Source organism: Herpetosiphonaceae bacterium, assembly GCA_036374795.1.
Classification (GTDB): Bacteria; Chloroflexota; Chloroflexia; order Chloroflexales; family Kallotenuaceae; genus LB3-1.
Map to the genome: position 1 here is coordinate 1 of DASUTC010000225.1, position 16,710 is coordinate 16,710.

18 protein-coding genes are annotated in these 16,710 nt (G+C 60.0%); 6 read left to right on the forward strand and 12 right to left on the reverse strand.

Annotated elements, in window-relative coordinates; translation table 11 throughout:
• Window positions 1-134: 134 nt before the first annotated feature.
• From VFZ66_17005 to VFZ66_17020, 4 genes are all read right to left on the reverse strand, one after another.
• A complete protein-coding gene (locus tag VFZ66_17005; GenBank protein ID HEX6290886.1) occupies window positions 135-581 on the reverse strand; it encodes a hypothetical protein in 447 nt (148 codons plus the stop codon).
• An 85-nt stretch (window positions 582-666) separates the two neighbouring features.
• The gene (locus VFZ66_17010; GenBank protein ID HEX6290887.1) at window positions 667-1,341 is read right to left on the reverse strand and encodes a hypothetical protein; all 675 of its coding nucleotides are present in this window, start codon (window positions 1,339-1,341) and stop codon (window positions 667-669) included.
• Between the two features lie 131 nt (window positions 1,342-1,472).
• Complete coding sequence (gene opgC / locus VFZ66_17015) at window positions 1,473-2,654, reverse strand: OpgC domain-containing protein (protein HEX6290888.1); 1,182 nt, start codon at window positions 2,652-2,654, stop codon at window positions 1,473-1,475.
• A gap of 342 nt (window positions 2,655-2,996) precedes the next feature.
• Entirely contained in the window at window positions 2,997-4,694 is a 1,698-nt protein-coding gene (locus tag VFZ66_17020; GenBank protein ID HEX6290889.1) for a DNA repair helicase XPB, read from the reverse strand.
• Window positions 4,695-5,425: 731 nt separating this feature from the next.
• Here VFZ66_17020 and VFZ66_17025 point away from each other — a divergent pair.
• The 6 genes from VFZ66_17025 (at window position 5,426) to VFZ66_17050 (ending at window position 9,450) form a co-directional block, all read left to right on the forward strand.
• The gene (locus VFZ66_17025) at window positions 5,426-6,046 is read left to right on the forward strand and encodes a hypothetical protein (protein HEX6290890.1); all 621 of its coding nucleotides are present in this window, start codon (window positions 5,426-5,428) and stop codon (window positions 6,044-6,046) included.
• A gap of 152 nt (window positions 6,047-6,198) precedes the next feature.
• Complete coding sequence (locus tag VFZ66_17030) at window positions 6,199-6,966, forward strand: hypothetical protein (GenBank protein ID HEX6290891.1); 768 nt, start codon at window positions 6,199-6,201, stop codon at window positions 6,964-6,966.
• Window positions 6,967-6,988: 22 nt separating this feature from the next.
• Window positions 6,989-7,246 (forward strand): hypothetical protein, encoded by a 258-nt coding sequence (locus VFZ66_17035; GenBank protein ID HEX6290892.1) that lies wholly within the window; start codon window positions 6,989-6,991, stop codon window positions 7,244-7,246.
• 134 nt (window positions 7,247-7,380) lie between these two features.
• Window positions 7,381-8,028, forward strand: a complete 648-nt coding sequence (gene nadD / locus VFZ66_17040; protein ID HEX6290893.1) for a nicotinate-nucleotide adenylyltransferase — start codon at window positions 7,381-7,383, stop codon at window positions 8,026-8,028.
• Entirely contained in the window at window positions 7,991-8,704 is a 714-nt protein-coding gene (gene rsmG / locus VFZ66_17045; protein ID HEX6290894.1) for a 16S rRNA (guanine(527)-N(7))-methyltransferase RsmG, read from the forward strand. The genes nadD and rsmG overlap by 38 nt, the downstream gene beginning before the upstream one ends.
• Window positions 8,705-8,784: 80 nt before the next feature.
• Complete coding sequence (locus tag VFZ66_17050) at window positions 8,785-9,450, forward strand: PspA/IM30 family protein (GenBank protein HEX6290895.1); 666 nt, start codon at window positions 8,785-8,787, stop codon at window positions 9,448-9,450.
• A gap of 74 nt (window positions 9,451-9,524) precedes the next feature.
• On the opposite strand, the gene VFZ66_17055 is transcribed toward VFZ66_17050, so the two are convergent.
• The 8 genes from VFZ66_17055 to VFZ66_17090 all read right to left on the reverse strand — a co-directional run.
• The gene (locus tag VFZ66_17055) at window positions 9,525-9,881 is read right to left on the reverse strand and encodes a hypothetical protein (GenBank protein HEX6290896.1); all 357 of its coding nucleotides are present in this window, start codon (window positions 9,879-9,881) and stop codon (window positions 9,525-9,527) included.
• Between the two features lie 201 nt (window positions 9,882-10,082).
• The gene (gene recR, locus VFZ66_17060; protein HEX6290897.1) at window positions 10,083-10,697 is read right to left on the reverse strand and encodes a recombination mediator RecR; all 615 of its coding nucleotides are present in this window, start codon (window positions 10,695-10,697) and stop codon (window positions 10,083-10,085) included.
• Between the two features lie 83 nt (window positions 10,698-10,780).
• The gene (locus VFZ66_17065) at window positions 10,781-11,086 is read right to left on the reverse strand and encodes a YbaB/EbfC family nucleoid-associated protein (protein ID HEX6290898.1); all 306 of its coding nucleotides are present in this window, start codon (window positions 11,084-11,086) and stop codon (window positions 10,781-10,783) included.
• Window positions 11,087-11,119: 33 nt separating this feature from the next.
• Window positions 11,120-12,877 (reverse strand): DNA polymerase III subunit gamma/tau, encoded by a 1,758-nt coding sequence (gene dnaX / locus VFZ66_17070; protein HEX6290899.1) that lies wholly within the window; start codon window positions 12,875-12,877, stop codon window positions 11,120-11,122.
• Window positions 12,878-13,044: 167 nt separating this feature from the next.
• Window positions 13,045-14,523 carry an Asp-tRNA(Asn)/Glu-tRNA(Gln) amidotransferase subunit GatA gene (gene gatA, locus VFZ66_17075; GenBank protein ID HEX6290900.1) on the reverse strand — a complete coding sequence of 493 codons (1,479 nt, stop codon included), beginning with the start codon at window positions 14,521-14,523 and terminating at the stop codon, window positions 13,045-13,047.
• A gap of 49 nt (window positions 14,524-14,572) precedes the next feature.
• The gene (locus tag VFZ66_17080) at window positions 14,573-14,854 is read right to left on the reverse strand and encodes a hypothetical protein (protein ID HEX6290901.1); all 282 of its coding nucleotides are present in this window, start codon (window positions 14,852-14,854) and stop codon (window positions 14,573-14,575) included.
• Window positions 14,855-14,929: 75 nt separating this feature from the next.
• On the reverse strand, window positions 14,930-16,330 hold the full coding sequence (locus VFZ66_17085) for an undecaprenyl-phosphate glucose phosphotransferase (protein ID HEX6290902.1): 1,401 nt from the start codon (window positions 16,328-16,330) through the stop codon (window positions 14,930-14,932).
• A gap of 9 nt (window positions 16,331-16,339) precedes the next feature.
• The coding region (locus tag VFZ66_17090) for a glycosyltransferase family 2 protein (GenBank protein HEX6290903.1) at window positions 16,340-16,710 on the reverse strand (371 nt) is incomplete at its 5' end.

Consider the following 16,710-nt stretch of genomic DNA (forward strand, 5'->3'; position numbering starts at 1 on the left):
GCAGAGCGTTTCGTCGACATATTGTACCGGGAAGCAGCGCGAACAGCAACCAGGAGTCGATCATCTGATCGACTCCTGTCTGGTCATTTGACAACATTCAGTGGAGGTCAGGCGGATACAAGCTTTGTCACAAATCACTCTATCTTGCTACTGAGAGAATACTTATTCCCCAGCTTATTCACCCAAAATTTACTTTTGATCGTAAACGTCCCATTATGCTCGATGTGGTTCCGCGCATTTTTCCAACAGGTTTCAGGATCTTTGGTCATCACGGAGTAGTGAACAGAAAAGATAAAATGCTTATCATACTCTTTTTCTATAGTAATATCATGTAGGATATAATCATCTATGGCACAGACATATTTTCTTTGCTTTAATTCATCCAAATTCTGAATCATTAACATCTTAGCAATATAACGGGGAGAGGGATTATTGGAAACGATAGATATATCTGAAACCCTGTTCTCCTCGTCCAATATCGTATAGGTCTTTATCGCCCACGACACAATCGTATAGCTACCAAATACTAGCAGTACACATGCAATCAATGCCGGTATGTATATGAGTGTTATCTTTTTCATATTTTTCCGAGGTATGGAAACCAATAACCCTGACATTCTGTGTCAGAAGTTATTGGTTTCGATTGCTCATCAATGATTACCCGGTTTATTGCCGCTTGACATAGATCGTCTGCTTGATCCAGTCAGCGCCACCAGCCCACCAGACACTATTATCGCCTACGCAAAGACGAACCTCAGTATTGCTCAGACCATAGCCGTTGAGGTCGCCAAGCGCCCAGGCTACCTGGCTGGACGTGCTGTACCACCTCAGGCTATCTGGATTAGATGCGTCGTACCAGAAGACAAAGACGTAGTCAGTATCGTCGCGTTGATCACATCGATCAACCGTCGTGTAGTAGCCCTGCGAACCGCTGCCCCCGCCTGGCGCAGCCGCTTCTTCAACCATTTGCCGCCAGCAATCAGGTGCAGCGCCAGGATCGCACGCCTGAATCGAGGCGTTGCCGCTGGGAGCAATAGACTCCTGTGGGGGAAACGCGGCCCTTTCCTCTTCTATCGTTTTCCGCATGAGGGCCTCTTTTTGTTCCGGGGTATGTCCGGCAGTCCTGGCTTTGGCATAAAAATACTGCCAGGCTTGCTCTCTTTGCGCGGGAGTAAGCGATGCCGAGATTCTATTTACCTCATCGGGTGATATGCGCTCATTCACAACATCGTCGATGAACGTTTCAAGATCCAGTCTTCCGGGGGTCTTCGCGGCAGCATTCCCTAGAGCAATCGGAAAGAAGACGGCAAGCAGGCAGAACGCAATGGCGAGACGTTGCATTGGACGATGCTCCTTACTGGATTATTAACATTTATCGCATGGTATTGCAGCCTTCTCCATCTGTCAAACGACTTAAATACAGCATAGTGGACACCAATAAAGCGTCCACTACGCTGCATTAGGCTCCTGCCCTAGCGCGGCACAATCCCGAACAAAAAGCGCCCGCGAATCATCACCCAGAGCGCCAGCACCGCCGCCAACTGGATCGCGCCGTTGATCATCTGCTGAGCAGCAGTCGTGCCGGGAAGGTAGGCAAACAGCATGACCCACAGCACAATGATCGGCAGATGCATCGTGTAGCTGTAGAGCGAGTTCTGGCCGAGCGGCAGCAGCAGCCAGCCGAGCGCCCTGCGTAGCGGCAGCCAGCAGTAGGTCACGGTCAGGTACGCCAGCGGAAACACGATCAGCGCCGCCACGAGCCGCCCGACGCGCACCGGGTTTTTGAGGAACGTGGCCTGCATGAACGCGGCGACATCGCCGCCGATGAGCGGCCTCAAGAGCGCTCCCTGCGTGTAATAGACCGCAACGAGCAGCACAAAGAACAGCCCCAGCCAGGCCAGGAGCGGCCCATGCCGCACGCGGTGGAACCAGCGCGCAACGCGCTGCCGGTGATAGCCGAGCGCCATCGCGTGGACGAAGAAGATCTGCCAGGCCGCCGGATGAAACGAGTGGATCGTCGGTAGTGGCTGGCTCGCATCGTAGGGCGAAACCTGATACAGCAGCCACAGCGCCCACGATCCCAACAGCAGCGCCCAGGTCCAGCCGCGCTCCAGCAGCCACAGCGCCACGGGAGCGCCGATGATCAGCAGCGTGTACAGCATCAAAATATCGGTGAAGAGATACGAATCCCGCACCGTTAGCACATCGAGCGCGAAGCGCAGCGGATTGGCAATCTCTTCGGCGGGCGTCCACGGAGCGCCGATCCACCACGTAACATAGGCCAGCATAAAGGTGAGCACGAACGTCAGGATATACAGCGTGCGCGCGCGGCGCAGCGCTTTGAGCAGCGCCGCCCGAAAGCCCTCGCGCTCAATGATGCGACGATAGATCGTGCCGAGCAGCAGCCCGGAGATAAAGACGAATCCTTCGGCGGCGGAGACAAAAAAGAGATTGCCGCCGGTCAGTATCCGCAGCGGCGAGTACCCGCCGATATGATCGACCACCATGATAAAGATGCACAGACCACGGAGAAAATCGAGGCGGAGGTCGCGCTTCTCAGCTTCGCGGTACATCCAGTGGTCACGTATCTGCGCTAACCAGAGCTGGCTCAGCCGAGATACACCCGGATAGCTTTGATTATGTTGTGTTGCCATAGCTCCTATCACATGGCTATGTCTGCTGTACGAACAGCGCTCCACTGCGCTCGTACCAGCATCCAATGAGGTGATAGGCTACTTCTTTGCAGCCCACCGGTCCATTGCAAACAGTATGCCAACAATATGCACCACCGCAGGCAACGACCATTCCTTTTCAAAAGGCGGGATTATACCACAACAAAAAAACCGACTCCCATGACAGGAGCCGGGTGCCGGTGCCGTGAAGTTTGAGGATTCGCTAGAGCGCCGCCAGGCCGGGGCTGTTGGGTTGGCCCCAAACATTTCCCTCGCCTACAGTACCCTGTGAACGCTTTCCCGAAAAGGTTGTTTGATTCTAAGCTAGAGGATCTCGTGAGCGTCGACGATCGAGTAGCGATAGCCTTGTTCGGCTAGAAACAACTGGCGCTTCGCCGAAAACTCCTGATCGCGGGAGTCGCGGGTGACGAGCGTATAAAACCGCGCGCCGCGTCCATCGGCTTTGGGACGCAGAATCCGACCCAGGCGCTGCGCCTCCTCCTGCCGCGATCCAAAGGTTCCCGATACCTGGATCGCAATGTTGGCATCGGGCAGATCCACGGCGAAGTTCGCGATCTTCGACACGACCAGCAGCGGGATCGCGCCTTGCTTGAAGGCGGCATACAGCCGCTCGCGCTCGATGGTTGGCGTGCGGCCCGTCAGCAGCGGAGCCTCCAGCCGCCGTGCAATCGCCTGAAGCTGCTCGATGTACTGGCCGATCACCAGCACATGATCTTCGCGATGACGTTGGGCCAGCGCTTCGAGCACCGGCAGCTTGGCCGGATTCTCCGCCGCGATCCGGTAGGCATCCTGCCGATTGTCGGCCAGCGCAGCCTCCATCCGCCGGTCGTCGTCCATGTCGATGCGCACCTCGATGCACTCCGCCTGCGCGATCCAGCCGCTTTGCTCCAGATCGCGCCAGGGCAGATCGTACTTCTTGGGACCGATCAGGCTGAACACATCGCGCTCCCGGCCATCCTCACGCACCAGCGTTGCGGTCAGGCCCAGGCGACGGCGGGCCTGTAGCTCGGCGGTGGCGCGGAAGACCGGCGCGGGCAACAGGTGGACCTCATCGTAGATCAGCAGGCCCCAGTCGCGCTCGTTGAACACGCGCATATGCGGAAACTCGCCGATCTCGCCAGTCTCCTGGTTGACCGCCATCGGTCGATAGGTGAGCATCTGATAGGTTGCGACCGTAACCGGCTTCAACTCTTTGCGCTCGCTTGAGTATTCGCCTACCTCATCCAGGCCAAGCGTCGTTTTATCCAGGATCTCGGTAATCCACTGGCGCGCGGCGATCGTGCTGGGCGTCAGAATCAGCGTGTGTGTGCGCGCCGCCCTCAGCACGCCGATGCCGACCACCGTCTTACCAGCACCGCACGGCAGGACGACCACCCCGCTTCCGCCGTGCTCCGAGCCGTTCATGTAGAACGAATCAATAGCTTCGTACTGGTAGTCGCGCAGATCGAAGGGCATGCCGCGAGCCGTGATCGGACGGAGCTCGACCTCAAGCGGCGTGCCGCTGCTGTAGCCGGCCAGATCTTCCGGCGGGTAGCCCAGCTCGACCAATGCCTGCTTCAGCTCGCCGCGCGCGCCCAGATCAACGACCACAGCCCGTGGCGTGAGCCGCCCGCGCAAGAACGGCTGGCAGCGCTCGTCGGCGCAGACCCGATCAAGCAGCGCAATATCGTCGGAGCACAGCAGCAGATTCTCGTGCTCACTGATCAGCCGCAGCCTGCCGTACCGACCCACATACTCGATAATATCCCGCACCAGATTCGCCGGTAGCTCAAACCGGCTGTAGCGGCTTAGCACATCGAGAATATCCTCAACGCGCATGCCCGCCGCCGCCGCGTTCCACAGCGAGAGCGGCGTGATCCGGTAAAAATGGATATGCTCAGGCGAGCGCTCCAGCTCGGCGAAGCGCGCAAGCTGCGGACGAACTGCCTCGTATTCGGGGGTGTGAATATCGGCAAGGATCGAAAAATCACTTTGAACGATCAGCGGTGCGATGTTGGGCATGAGACAGCCTGCTTTAGTGAGATATTGCTACAGTCTTTCCCGAAATTATACGTGTTCGGGCAGGTTATGGGATGCAGCGGAGGTTCGGCACACGTGTGGCCCCGTAGCACTATACCCAATGTTTAGAAGATCTTAATATCCTTCGGTCTTGATAGCTATTAGGATTTGTCGTAGCCCAGCACCGATACCGTAGTTATTGGGATTCTTGAAGCAGCGTTTTTCTCGGAATCTCCGTCAGAGACAGGCAATCAAGGGCTTCACATACCGGCCAACTATGATATAATACACAAACACGCTGTAGAACAGATGTACTATACCTACTACCCCGCATCGTACCTGCCTATTGCATATTCGCCGCAACACGTCTATAATGTCGAATAAGGCTTTCTAAAGGGCTAAAAGTTGTCAGGTTTCAACTTGACAATAACAACAATATTAAGGTACAATACTTGCTCGCGTGCAGTAGCCAACGTGCTACCTGTGGTGGGCAATTTGCAACTTTTAACGGTGTGGTTGTAGTATAACTTTTAGTCCTGATCTATATTAGGACTTGTCGTAAATTGACTTCTAGACCTATGGCTTGGGCCTATGGGCTGATAGAATTGTATAAAATGGATAGTCATGATGGTTATCTCTCAGTATATATTCGAGGTTTCCTAGTGCAACGCAAACACACAGCCGTTGTCGCGCTGCTTTGCGCCACTCTTGGCCTGAGTGGCTGTGGAAATGCGTTGAAACTTGATGCCGGTAAGACCGTTGGGCAGCAGTTGCCGACCGCAACGGCGGGATTACCGGGTCAAGCGCCTGAGGGCTCGGCTGCTCCGAATGCAGGCGCAGGCACGGATACTGGAAACCCATCACAGGTCTTCGACTCGCCCGCCCCAAGTGAGGCACCTGTCGCAAGCGAAGCACCAGCTGAGAACCCTGCCGAACCGGCAGCACCGGAAAGCTCGCCGCCACCCTCGGAACCACTACCTAGCCCTACCGTCAACCCCGAGTTTACCAGCGTCCAATTTCCTGGCGCTGCCGAGCGCTGGCGCTACGTGCAGGTCAATCGCGCGCCGCTTGAGGGCGTCCAAACTTACACCACGCCCAGCAAGCAGCTCCTTTGGTGGTACGACCCGGTCTTCGGGCAGCCGGTCAAGCTCGGCGAGATCCAGGGCGATTTCCCGGTACAGGCGACCTTCCGCTTTCGCGGACAAGAGGTTGAGGCGGTTGAAGTGCCCTATCAGGTCAACCAGAGCTTTGGTATTACCTTGCCAGCCGCGGTCGTCGAGCGCATCAAACGCGCGGGCGGCGGCGAGTGGATCGAGGCATTTGTCTATAAAACGGACGATATTCGTCCTAGATAACTTTTGAACATCGGCAATGTAGCTTCCTATGTTGCAATAAGGAGTACGCCAGTATGAGCAGCCGCTATCTAGACATGGTTCGAGGCCAGCGTCGGCGCAGTAATTTTCAATTCACAGCGAAGACTGGGCTTGCCATCCTAGCTGTTATCTCGATGGCTGGCTCAGCCGCTTATTGGTGGGGCGTTCAGAGCCAGCTTACGTCCAATAAGCCGGTTGCGGTTGCCTTTACCGCAATCATGGTGCTTGCGCCCCCGTCGCTGGTTTCCTTCTTAATCCCCTGGTCGCCAGCCGGGATGCTGTTACAGAAGATTAACGCGCGCACCTGGGGCTACACCGTGATCATGGTCGCCGCTATGTTCTTGCTCTATTACTCGTTCACAATTCAAAATGCGTGGTGGCAGGCCCAAGATGTTGTGCGGGAAAGTGGCTACGTGCTGCCCCAGGTGATGATCGGCATCATCGGCTTTGTGATCATCCCCGCGCTGCTGTGGACGCCCGTCACCAGCGATGAGCTTGTCGAGCAGGTGCGGCAGGCGCATCTCGTCAAGCGCTACGAGCTGCAAACCCAGGCCGACATCGCGATCCTGCGCAACACGCTGCTGCGCGCCCAGGAGAAAGCGCTGATCGGCTTTGCCAACCTGACAGTGCAGGAGCGCGAGGAGCTTGCCAGCGTGATGCGCGGCCTCGTCCGTGGCATCGACAGCACCATGAAAGAGATCGCCACCAGCGTCAAGACGGTTTCCGGCGCGACGATCCCGTTCAACTCGCTGGAAGATAACGAGCAGATCAAAGGCTACCTTGATTATATCGGCGAGGCGCTCACCGACACATCGCTGCTACCCAACAGCAACACCAGCACGAATCGGGTTCCGGTTCCCTCGCAGCAGCAGGGCGTGCGGCCAACCCAGTACGATCGGTGATCGCAGCCGCTCCAGGTGATTTGTGCGCGGCACATACTTTAGTGATGATGGTAGCCTGCCGGAGCTTGATATTCGTGAGCTGGCCGATCTCCTTGCAACACAGCTCTACGGCAGGCTTGAGCGCAAAGTGTATGGTCTGAGCAAGCAAGATATTGCAGAGCTTGTCGCGCCGTATATCGAAGACCTGACAGTAGAAGACCAGCGCTCGGTAGCGTGGCTCGTCTGGGATCTGTTTCAGGAAGGTTTGAAGATCGAAATGCAGCGTCGGCGACGGCGCTAGAAGAGCGATGCCGAAGGCGTGGGAACAGATTCCTACGCCTTCTGCTATAATCGACGTATGTTGGCGCGAATCGCACTCCTGGGTGGCACAAAGGCGTGGGAACAGATTCCTACGCCTTCTGCTATAATCGACGTATGTTGGCGCGAATCGCACTCCTAGGTGGCACATTCGACCCAATCCATATCGGGCATCTGGCAATCGCCGAGGATGTCCGCTTTGCGTTAAATGCCGACCGCGTGCTCTTCGTGCCAGCCGCCCAGCAGCCGCTCAAATCGTACCAGCACACGGCCTCCGCGCCCGACCGTCTGGAGATGACGCGGCTGGCCGTAGCCGACAATCCGGCCTTTGCCGTCGCGGACATCGAGATCCGTCGTGGCGGCCTCTCGTACAGCGTCGAGACAGTCGCCCAGATTGGCGCGGAATATCCAAAGGCCGAGCTTTTCTTTATCGTCGGAGTGGATGCTGCCGCAACCCTGCCGCAGTGGTTCCAGGTCGAGCGGCTTCTGCACCTCTGCCGAATTGCGATCGTCGAGCGGCCAGGCTACATCTTCGATCCGCAGGCGCTCTTTGAGGCGCTACCGCTGGCCCGTGAGCGAACGGTGCTCGTCCCCGGACCGGCGCTCGACATCTCGGCATCGGAGGTGCGCCAGCGATTGCGCGCGGGCCGTCCCGTACGCTACCATCTACCAGCCGCAGTTTCTCAGTATATCGAGCAGCGCGGCCTGTATCGAGAAGCATCACCCCATGATCCTACGCGAACTGCTGCAGACAACCACGCATGAGTGGGGCCTTACGCTCTCAGAGGCGCAGCTTGCCCAGTTCGAGCGCTACGCCGCCGAGCTGATCCGCTGGAATGAGCGCACCAACCTCACGACGATCACCGATCCGCGCGAGATCGGTATCCGGCACTTCCTTGACTCGCTGGCGCTGGCACAGGTCTGGCAGCAGGAGCCGCCCGCATCGCTGATCGATATTGGCACGGGCGCTGGCTTCCCTGGATTGCCGCTTAAGCTGCTGTGGCCGGAGATGCGTCTTGCACTCGTGGAGAGCATCGGCAAGAAAACCGACTTTTTGCGTCATATGGTCGACCTGCTTGAGCTGAGCGATGTCGAGATCTGTACGGCGCGGGCCGAGGAGCTGGGCCATAATCCACGCTATCGCGAGCAGTTCGCGGCTGTCACCGCGCGAGCCGTGGCGACGCTCAGCGTGCTTGCCGAGTACGCGCTTCCGCTGTGTCGCATTGGCGGCATCTTCGTCGCGCCCAAGAGCGCAGCAGGCCCCGATGAGGCGGCGGCGGCGCAGCGTGCGATCGAGCTGCTCGGCGGGCAGATCGCGCAGACCATCCCCATCCAGTTGCCGCAGCTCGAGACGCGCACGCTAGTCGTGGTACGCAAGCTGCAACCAACACCACCACAGTATCCCAGGCGGGTCGGGATACCGTCCAAACGCCCGCTCTAAGCTGTAACCTTCTTAGAGAATTGCGCGTAATTTGACGTGGCAACTATAATCGGCGTCGAGATCTTAAGGAGGAATTCATCATGGCGTTTCTAAGTCGTGTTCGTGACCTCGTCAGCGCGAATCTGAATGATTTGCTCGACCGCGCGGAAGATCCTGAGAAAATGGTCAACCAGTATTTGCGCGATCTCAACGAGCATCTATACGAAACCAAGACCCACGTCGCCGCCGCGATGGCTGACGAGACGAAGCTGCACAATAAGATGGTGCAGTTTCAGGCCGAGTCCGATCAGTGGCAGACCAAGGCCGAGGTGGCGATGCGCGCCAGCGACGAGGAACTGGCGCGGCAGGCGCTAGCGCGCAAGCTCCAGGCTCAAAAGCTGGCCGACAACTACAAGCAGCAGTACGAGGCACAGGACCAACAGGTTGAGGAGATGCAGAACGCGCTCGTCAAGCTTGAGGCGCGCATCGCAGAGGCCAAGGCACGCCGCGATCTGTTGATCGCCAAGCGCAACCGGGCCGAAACCCAGGAGACGATCCAGCGCACCATTCGCGGCATCAGCAGCACCAACGCGCTCGACAAAATGGATCAGCTTGAGTCGCGGGTCGACGATCAGCTTGCGCACGCCGACGCGATGGCGAAGCTGGAGCAGGGTAGCCTGGAGACGCGCTTTCAAGACCTTGAGGCCGACCAGGAGCTTGATCAGGAGATGGCCGCGCTGCGTCGCAAGATGAGCGGCCAGGGCTAGGCCAATCCCAACGCACCAAAAAGGGCATGTCGATCGCCTCGACGTGCCCTTTTGTCGTATCGAAAACGGTATGTTTATAGCTCGTGCTGTAAGCGCTGCGCCATCTGCCTGGCGGCGAAGCGCGCCCGGCCAAGATGCGTATCAGGATCGATCGCGATCACGGCGTAGTAGCCCGGCATGACCTGCGAGGCGACATACGTCATCCGCTCGGCCTCGATCAAGAAATCACGAACCGAGCCGCTGCTCAAGCGCTGTGCCGCGCCGTTGAGCGCCGCCGCCACCTCGCCTAGCTCCAGCTCAGCTACCGCCGGATCACACGCCGTGCCCATTGTCACCGCGTCCACGCCGAGTCCATCGGCGCTTACCACTCCCGCGAACTGCGCACCGCGAACCTGTTCAAGCGCCTCATGTAGAATACCAGCAAAGCTCATGCGTTACTCCTGTTAGAATGTCGCCAGCGTTCGGCGCTCCGACAATCCAGCAAACTATAACGCTACTACTTTGCATAGGACAGTAGCCAGGAGGACTTATCTGCATGAGGGCAAGATACCCATCGCGATGCCGTACCCTGCTCGTGCAGAATCACAGGCGGAAAGACAGCTCTCAGTTCTTGGCTCCTTCGCCCCGGCAAGCTAAACCTCGCGCCGGTTCTCCAGCGCCCGTCCCAGCGTCACCTCGTCGGCGTACTCCAGATCGCCGCCGACGGGCAAGCCCTGCGCCAGCGCGGTCACTTTAACGCCAGCCGGGACCAGCTCGCGGGCGATGTAGTGCTGCGTCGCGCGGCCCTCAGTCGTCGGGTTGGTGGCGATGATCACCTCGTCGATCGGCTCGACGCGCACCCGTGCCAGCAGCTCGCGGATCTTCAGATCGTCAGGGTTGATGCCTTCCACCGGCGAGATCGAGCCGTGCAGCACATGGTACAGACCGTTGTACTCGCCCGTCCGTTCCAGCGCCAGCACATCCAGCGGCTCTTCCACCACACACACAACAGACTGTTCGCGGTTGGCATTGCTGCACACCGCGCAGGGATCGGTCATCGCGATGTTGAAGCAGCGCGAGCAGTAGAGCGTCTTCTCCTTGACCTCGACGATCGCCTGAGCCAGCGCCGCCGCCTGCTCGGCATTCGCCCGCAGCAGGTAGAACGTCAGCCGCGACGCCGTTTTCGGGCCGATGCCGGGCAGCTTGTTGAATTCCTCGATCAGCCGCGCGATCGGCTCGACGGTAAGATGTTCGATGCCCGTAGGCACAGGCGTTCCTTTCAAAAAAATAAGTTCAAAGTCCAATGTTATAGAACCGTTGAACTTTGAACTGCACAGATTGCGTCAGACGTTTAGAACAGGCCCGGAATTTTCATCCCGCCGGTCAGGCCGCCCAGCTTCGACTCGCTCAGGTCTTGGGCTTTCTTGGTCGCATCGTTGAACGCCGCGACGATCATCTCTTGCAGCGTCTCCACGTCGTCGGGATCGACCGCTTCGGGAGCGATCACCAGATTGCGCAGCTCGCGATGGCCGTTCATCGTCACTTTGACCGCACCGCCGCCAGCCGTGCCTTCGACCTCGGTATTGCCCAGCTCTTCCTGAGCCTTCATCAGCTTCGTCTGCATCTGTTGCAGTTGTTGCATCATTTTACGATCCATGCAATAGCTCCTCTTTCTGAGCGGCCACCGCGCTCATTCGGGTTGATCGATAGCAATAATCGTGGCATCGAAAATATTGATCGCGCTGCGCACTAGCTCATCCTTGCGAACATGCTGAATCTGCTTGTTGATGTCGGGCATCTCTTCCTGCTCGTCGATCGTAATGCGAATGAAGCACTGACCGCCGAGCGCGCGTGTCAGCTCGCGCTCAATCAAGCGCTGCGTCCGATCGACTTCCAGCTTTTTCTTTTGCCAATCGCCTTTTTGCGCCAGCAGCACCACCGTCCGATCTTCGACGTTGATCGGCATAACGCCGTCGAGCTGGGTGTAGATCAGGCGATTGAGCGCGCGAATATCTTCGACCACCTGTGTCCAGCACGCCTCGACATCTTCCAGAAAAAACGCCGCGTCGTCGACCACCTCGATCACATGCTGCGGCGAGGCGCTCACGTTCGCAACCGGAGCGACGACCGGCTCAGGCGCGACCTCTGCGACCTCAGGCACCGGCGGCAGCAGCTCCTCGACCGGCGGCTTCGGCTGCGGGCGCTCCTGCGGCGGCTCGCTGTGAACTGCTGGCGTCTCCACGCTTTGCGCCTGACCGTTGGCCGCCTCGGCCTGCCGCGATGGCGCGGGCGATGTGCGCTTCGACGTAGGAGCGACCGGCTTGGACGCGCTTGGACGCGGGCCGGGCTGCGCTACCATCGGCGCGGGCGCGACCAGCGCCTCGACGACCGCCAGCTCAAGCGGCAACTGGCCGTAGGGCGAGTTCTTGAGCTGATAGTCCAGATTCGAGAAAAGCTTGAGCCAGGCGACCAGCTGGCCGATCGTGGTTTCGGATGCCTGGCGCTGCATCTCCTGCAACGTCTCGGCGGGCACGTCCAGCGCCGAGTGATCGCCGCTGGCGCTGAGCAGCATCAGGCCGCGCAGCCGCTCGACCAGATCGCGGGCAAACTGGCGCAGATCCGCGCCGTCGTCGGCAACCTCGTTGACCACATGCAGCGCCGCCTGGACATCGCCCTCGATCAGCGCATCGACCAGCGCGCCAACCTTGCCGGTATCTGTCGCGCCCAGCAGGCCATGCACCTGCGCCAGCGCGATCGTGTCGTCGCTCCCGGCGATCAGTTGATCGAGAATGCTGATCGCGTCGCGCATCGCGCCGGTCGCCGCGCGGGCAATCCGCTCGGCCACGCCCTCTTCCAGCGTGATGCCTTCCTCGCGGGCAATATGCTCAAGATGCGCCATGATATTGGCAATCGCGTGGCGCGTAAAGACGAAGCGCTGACAGCGCGAGATGATCGTCGCGGGCACCTTGTGGAACTCGGTCGTCGCCAGGATGAAGAGCGCGTGCGCGGGCGGCTCTTCCAGCGTCTTGAGCAGCGCGTTGAACGCCGCCGTGCTGAGCATGTGAACCTCGTCGATAATGTACACTTTCATCGAGCCGATCGTTGGTCTTGTATGGACCCGCTCGATAATCAAACGTGCATCATCAACGCTGGTATGGCTGGCCGCGTCCATCTCGATCACATCATCGGCGCCGCCCTCGACAACCAGGCGGCACCAGTAGCACCGATCGCAGGGCCGCTGCTCAAGCGACGCCTCGCAGTTGACCGCCTTCGCCAGCAGACGCGCCATGGTGGTCTTGCCGACGCCGCGCGGCCCGGTGAACAGATAGGCATGGCCGATCCGCCCGGTCTGGATCGCATTTTGCAACGTCTGGACGACGTGCTCCTGCCCGACCAGCTCATCGAATGTTTGTGATCGCCATTTGCGATAAAGTGCCTGGGATGCCAATGTTTTGCCTTACAAGTATCGGTGAATTATACCGTAATGCCCGTCGCGCGACGAATCCAACCTGCGACACGATCGACCCACACCCAGGGCAGATGTGCCAAGCTCCACGTTTCGAGTTCTGCGTTTCGAGTTCTTCGTCCCCTGGTTCTTGGTTCTTGGTTCTTCTTCTACTCGGCCTCGTCAGTCTCGCTCACCGCCAGCTCCGGTCGGCGCGTGTGCCAATCGGTGACGCGCTGGTAGGCATCGCCGACGCGCAGCAGCGTGCCCTCGTCGAAGGGACGACCGAGCAACTGAAGCCCGACCGGCAGGCCGTCCGACATGCCGCAGGGCAGCGTCAGGCCGGGCACGCCCGCGAGGCTGGCAGGCAATGTCAGCACGTCGTTGAGATACATCGCCAGCGGATCGTCGGTCTTCTCGCCGATGCGAAACGCGACTGTCGGCGTGGTCGCCGCCGCCAGCACATCCACCTGCTCGAACGCTCGCTGAAAGTCGCGGCGAATCAGGGTGCGCACCTGCTGCGCCCGCTTGTAGTAGGCATCGTAGTAGCCCGCCGAGAGCGCGTAGGTGCCGAGCATGATCCGCCGCCGGACCTCGGAGCCGAAGCCAGCGCCGCGTGTCAGCTCCATCTCGTCCCACACACTATCGCCCGCGATATGCAGGCCGTAGCGCACGCCGTTGAAGCGGGCCAGGTTGGCGCTCGCCTCGGCAGGCGCGACGATGTAATAGACCGGCACCGCGTACTTGGTATGCGGCAGCGAAACCTCGACGATCTGCGCGCCCTGGTCGCGGAGCACATCGATCGCCGCGCGCACCGCCTGCTCGACGCCCGGCTCCATGCCCTCGACAAAATACTCCCTGGGCACGCCCACCCGCAGCCCGCGCAGGTCGCCGTCAAGCAGGCCCGCGTAGTGCGGCACCGGCTCGCGCGCGGCGGTCGAGTCGTTGATGTCGGCTCCGGCGATCGCCTCAAGCAGCAGCGCACAGTCGCGGGCGGTGCGTCCAAATGGGCCGATCTGATCCAGCGACGAGGCAAACGCCACCAGCCCAAAGCGCGAGACGCGGCCATACGTCGGCTTCAGCCCGGTGACGCCGCAGAGCGCCGCCGGCTGCCGGATCGAGCCGCCGGTATCAGTGCCCAGGCTGCCGAGCGCCTCGCCTGTCGCCACCGCCACGGCAGAGCCGCCGGAGGAGCCGCCGGGAACGCGCTCGACATCCCACGGATTGCGCGTCACAAAGAACGCGCTATTCTCGGTGGAGGAGCCCATCGCGAACTCGTCCATGTTGACTTTGCCCAGCAGCACGGCGCTCTCGGCCTTGAGCTTCACGATCGCCGTCGCATCGTAGGGCGCGACCCAATCCTCCAGCATCTTCGAGCCGCAGGTCGTCGCGGTATCGCGCATACACAGCACATCCTTGATCGCCAGTGGAATGCCGGTGAGCGGACGGGCGTTGCCGTGCTCGATCCGCAGATCCGCCGCCCGCGCCTGCTCCAGCGCGCCCTCGTCGTCGATTGACAGAAACGCCTTGACGGTATTATCGACGGCGACGATCCGATCCAGCGCAGCCTGCGTCAGTTCCACCGCGCTTACTTCGCGCCGCGTCAGCAAATGATGCGCGTCGGCAATGGTCAGATTCAAAAAATCCATAGAACTCGGCAGCGTGCGCCGCCCCTCCTTGATCGTCGTTACGCCGGGCTTAGTCTTTATAGCCGCGCCACCACGACGGCAGCGCGCGATAGGTGCCGATAAAAACGGGAATCCCGATCACCGCCAGCAGCAGCGCGCCCAGCGGCTCGCCCCGAAGCAGCACGCTCAGCACGATCGCCAGCAGAATGAAGCCACCCGCGACATCCACGGTGATCGTCAGCCGCTGCATCGAGCGTCGCCAGCGCTCGCCGCCGAGCCAGGCCAGCATCGGCAGCAGCCGCGCAAACAGCACCAGCGCCAGACAAAATCCCAGCAGCCGCGTCAAAGTCATGCTAATCGCCCTCGGCCTGTCGCCGCCCGGAGAGAGAGCAGGTAGAGTGGGGGACACCCCCGGTCTGGCGGCGCGCTAGTACGCATTGTTGCCCTTGCGAAAGACCGTCACGAGCTGGCGGATGATAATCTTGAGATCGAACAAGATCGACCAGTTCTCGACGTAGTAGAGATCGTAGCGCGTGCGGTCTTCGATCGATGTATCGCCGCGCAGCCCGTTGACCTGCGCCCAGCCGGTCATGCCCGCCTTCTCTTTGTGCCGGTGCATGTAGTGCGGGATGCGCTGCCGGAACTGCTCCACAAAATAGGGCTGCTCCGGTCGCGGCCCGACCAGACTCATATCGCCGAGCAGCACGTTGATCAGCTGCGGCAGCTCGTCGATCGAGAAGCGCCGGATGAACTCGCCCAGCCGGGTTTTACGCGGATCGTTGGGCGTGGTCCAGCCGGGTCCGCGCGCCTCGGAGTCGGTGCGCATCGAGCGAAACTTGATCATCGGAAACGGATCGCCGTTCATCCCGACCCGATCTTGAATGAAGAACGCCGGACCCTGCGAGTCGATCTTGACCAGCACCGCGATCAGCAGCAGCAGCGGCGATAAAACGATCAGCCCGAAGATCGCGCCCGTGAGATCCAGCGCCCGCTTGAGAAAGCGATTCCAGCCCCGATCCAGCGGCGAGCTTTTGATGCTCATCAGCGGCAGCCCGCCCAGATCGCCCAGCGAAACCTCGTTGTTGGTGATGATCTGGAACGTGTCGGGGTAGATCTTGATCGAGACGGGCAGATCTTCGCAGGCCGCGACCATATCCAGCACGGCGTGCTGCTCGATCCCCGACAGCACCACCAACACCTCGCTGATCCGGCAGATCTGCACCACGCGCCGAATATCTTGCAGGCTGCCCAGCACGGGCACGCCGCGATGAATCGTCCCAATCGGCTCGGTGTCCGAGAGGAAGCCCTGCGCGTCGTAGCCAAGCTGCGGCGCATCGTGGATCATCTGCGCGATCATCTGCCCGGGCAGCCCGGAGCCGATGATCAGCGTCCGCGCCCGGTCGAAGCCTTTGGTCCGCAGGTAGTACACCATCGAGCGATGGATATTGCGCAGCAGCACCACCAGCGCCGTCGTCAACAGCCAGGCATAGATTAGGTTCAGCGTGGTGAAGCGCAGGCCGCTGATCGTGGCGATCACGCTCGCGACCAGCGTCACGATCGTGCCGACGACAAAGATTTTGTACGCCTCGTCGATCCGCGACGCGCCGCGCTTGAAGACGTAGAGGCCGTTGCCAAGAAAGATCAGCGCGCTAGCCATGTTGAACAGCACCAGGAACAGCGCCGCATCTTCCCAGCGCGGCTCCTGATAGACCGGCGCGATCTCGCGCTGATACAGCAGCCAGTACGAGCCGAGGAAGCCAAGATTAACTCCGATCGCGTCGGCTACAATCAGGCTCACGATCAGCCAAAAGCGTGGATACGCCCGCATCGTCCGCTCCTATCCTACGTGCCGCTGCGCCGCCGGACGTAGCATGTTCCGACCGAGCGCCCACCATTCTTTGAGCGTGATGCCCGCTTCGATCAGCCAGTTGACCGGCGCGATCGTGCGCCGGGCGTAGTGCTTGCGGTGAAAGATGCGCATCGCGTCGTAAAACGCGCGGATCGACGGAATCGCGCGGCGGGTCGACGCCGCTCGCTTGTGATGATGGATCACCGCGCGCGGATAGTAGACGATCCGCCAGCCATACGCCTTGATCCGATAGCACCAGTCCAGGTCTTCGCCGTACATAAAGAACTGCTCGTCAAGCAGCCCGACCTCGCGCACCACATCGGCGCGCAGCACCATCGCCGCGCCGACCAGCGCGTCCA

Bases quoted from the DNA above. Each gene is read 5' to 3' on its own strand.
- nadD (HEX6290893.1), top strand. From the start codon at position 7,381: ATGTTGGCGCGAATCGCACTCCTAGGTGGCACATTCGACCCAATCCAT.
- VFZ66_17065 (HEX6290898.1), bottom strand. From the start codon at position 11,086: ATGGATCGTAAAATGATGCAACAACTGCAACAGATGCAGACGAAGCTG.
- rsmG (HEX6290894.1), top strand. From the start codon at position 7,991: ATGATCCTACGCGAACTGCTGCAGACAACCACGCATGAGTGGGGCCTT.
- gatA (HEX6290900.1), bottom strand. From the start codon at position 14,523: ATGGATTTTTTGAATCTGACCATTGCCGACGCGCATCATTTGCTGACG.
- VFZ66_17085 (HEX6290902.1), bottom strand. From the start codon at position 16,330: ATGCGGGCGTATCCACGCTTTTGGCTGATCGTGAGCCTGATTGTAGCC.
- VFZ66_17050 (HEX6290895.1), top strand. From the start codon at position 8,785: ATGGCGTTTCTAAGTCGTGTTCGTGACCTCGTCAGCGCGAATCTGAAT.
- opgC (HEX6290888.1), bottom strand. From the start codon at position 2,654: ATGGCAACACAACATAATCAAAGCTATCCGGGTGTATCTCGGCTGAGC.
- VFZ66_17055 (HEX6290896.1), bottom strand. From the start codon at position 9,881: ATGAGCTTTGCTGGTATTCTACATGAGGCGCTTGAACAGGTTCGCGGT.
- VFZ66_17010 (HEX6290887.1), bottom strand. From the start codon at position 1,341: ATGCAACGTCTCGCCATTGCGTTCTGCCTGCTTGCCGTCTTCTTTCCG.
- VFZ66_17005 (HEX6290886.1), bottom strand. From the start codon at position 581: ATGAAAAAGATAACACTCATATACATACCGGCATTGATTGCATGTGTA.
- VFZ66_17020 (HEX6290889.1), bottom strand. From the start codon at position 4,694: ATGCCCAACATCGCACCGCTGATCGTTCAAAGTGATTTTTCGATCCTT.
- VFZ66_17080 (HEX6290901.1), bottom strand. From the start codon at position 14,854: ATGACTTTGACGCGGCTGCTGGGATTTTGTCTGGCGCTGGTGCTGTTT.
- VFZ66_17030 (HEX6290891.1), top strand. From the start codon at position 6,199: ATGGCTGGCTCAGCCGCTTATTGGTGGGGCGTTCAGAGCCAGCTTACG.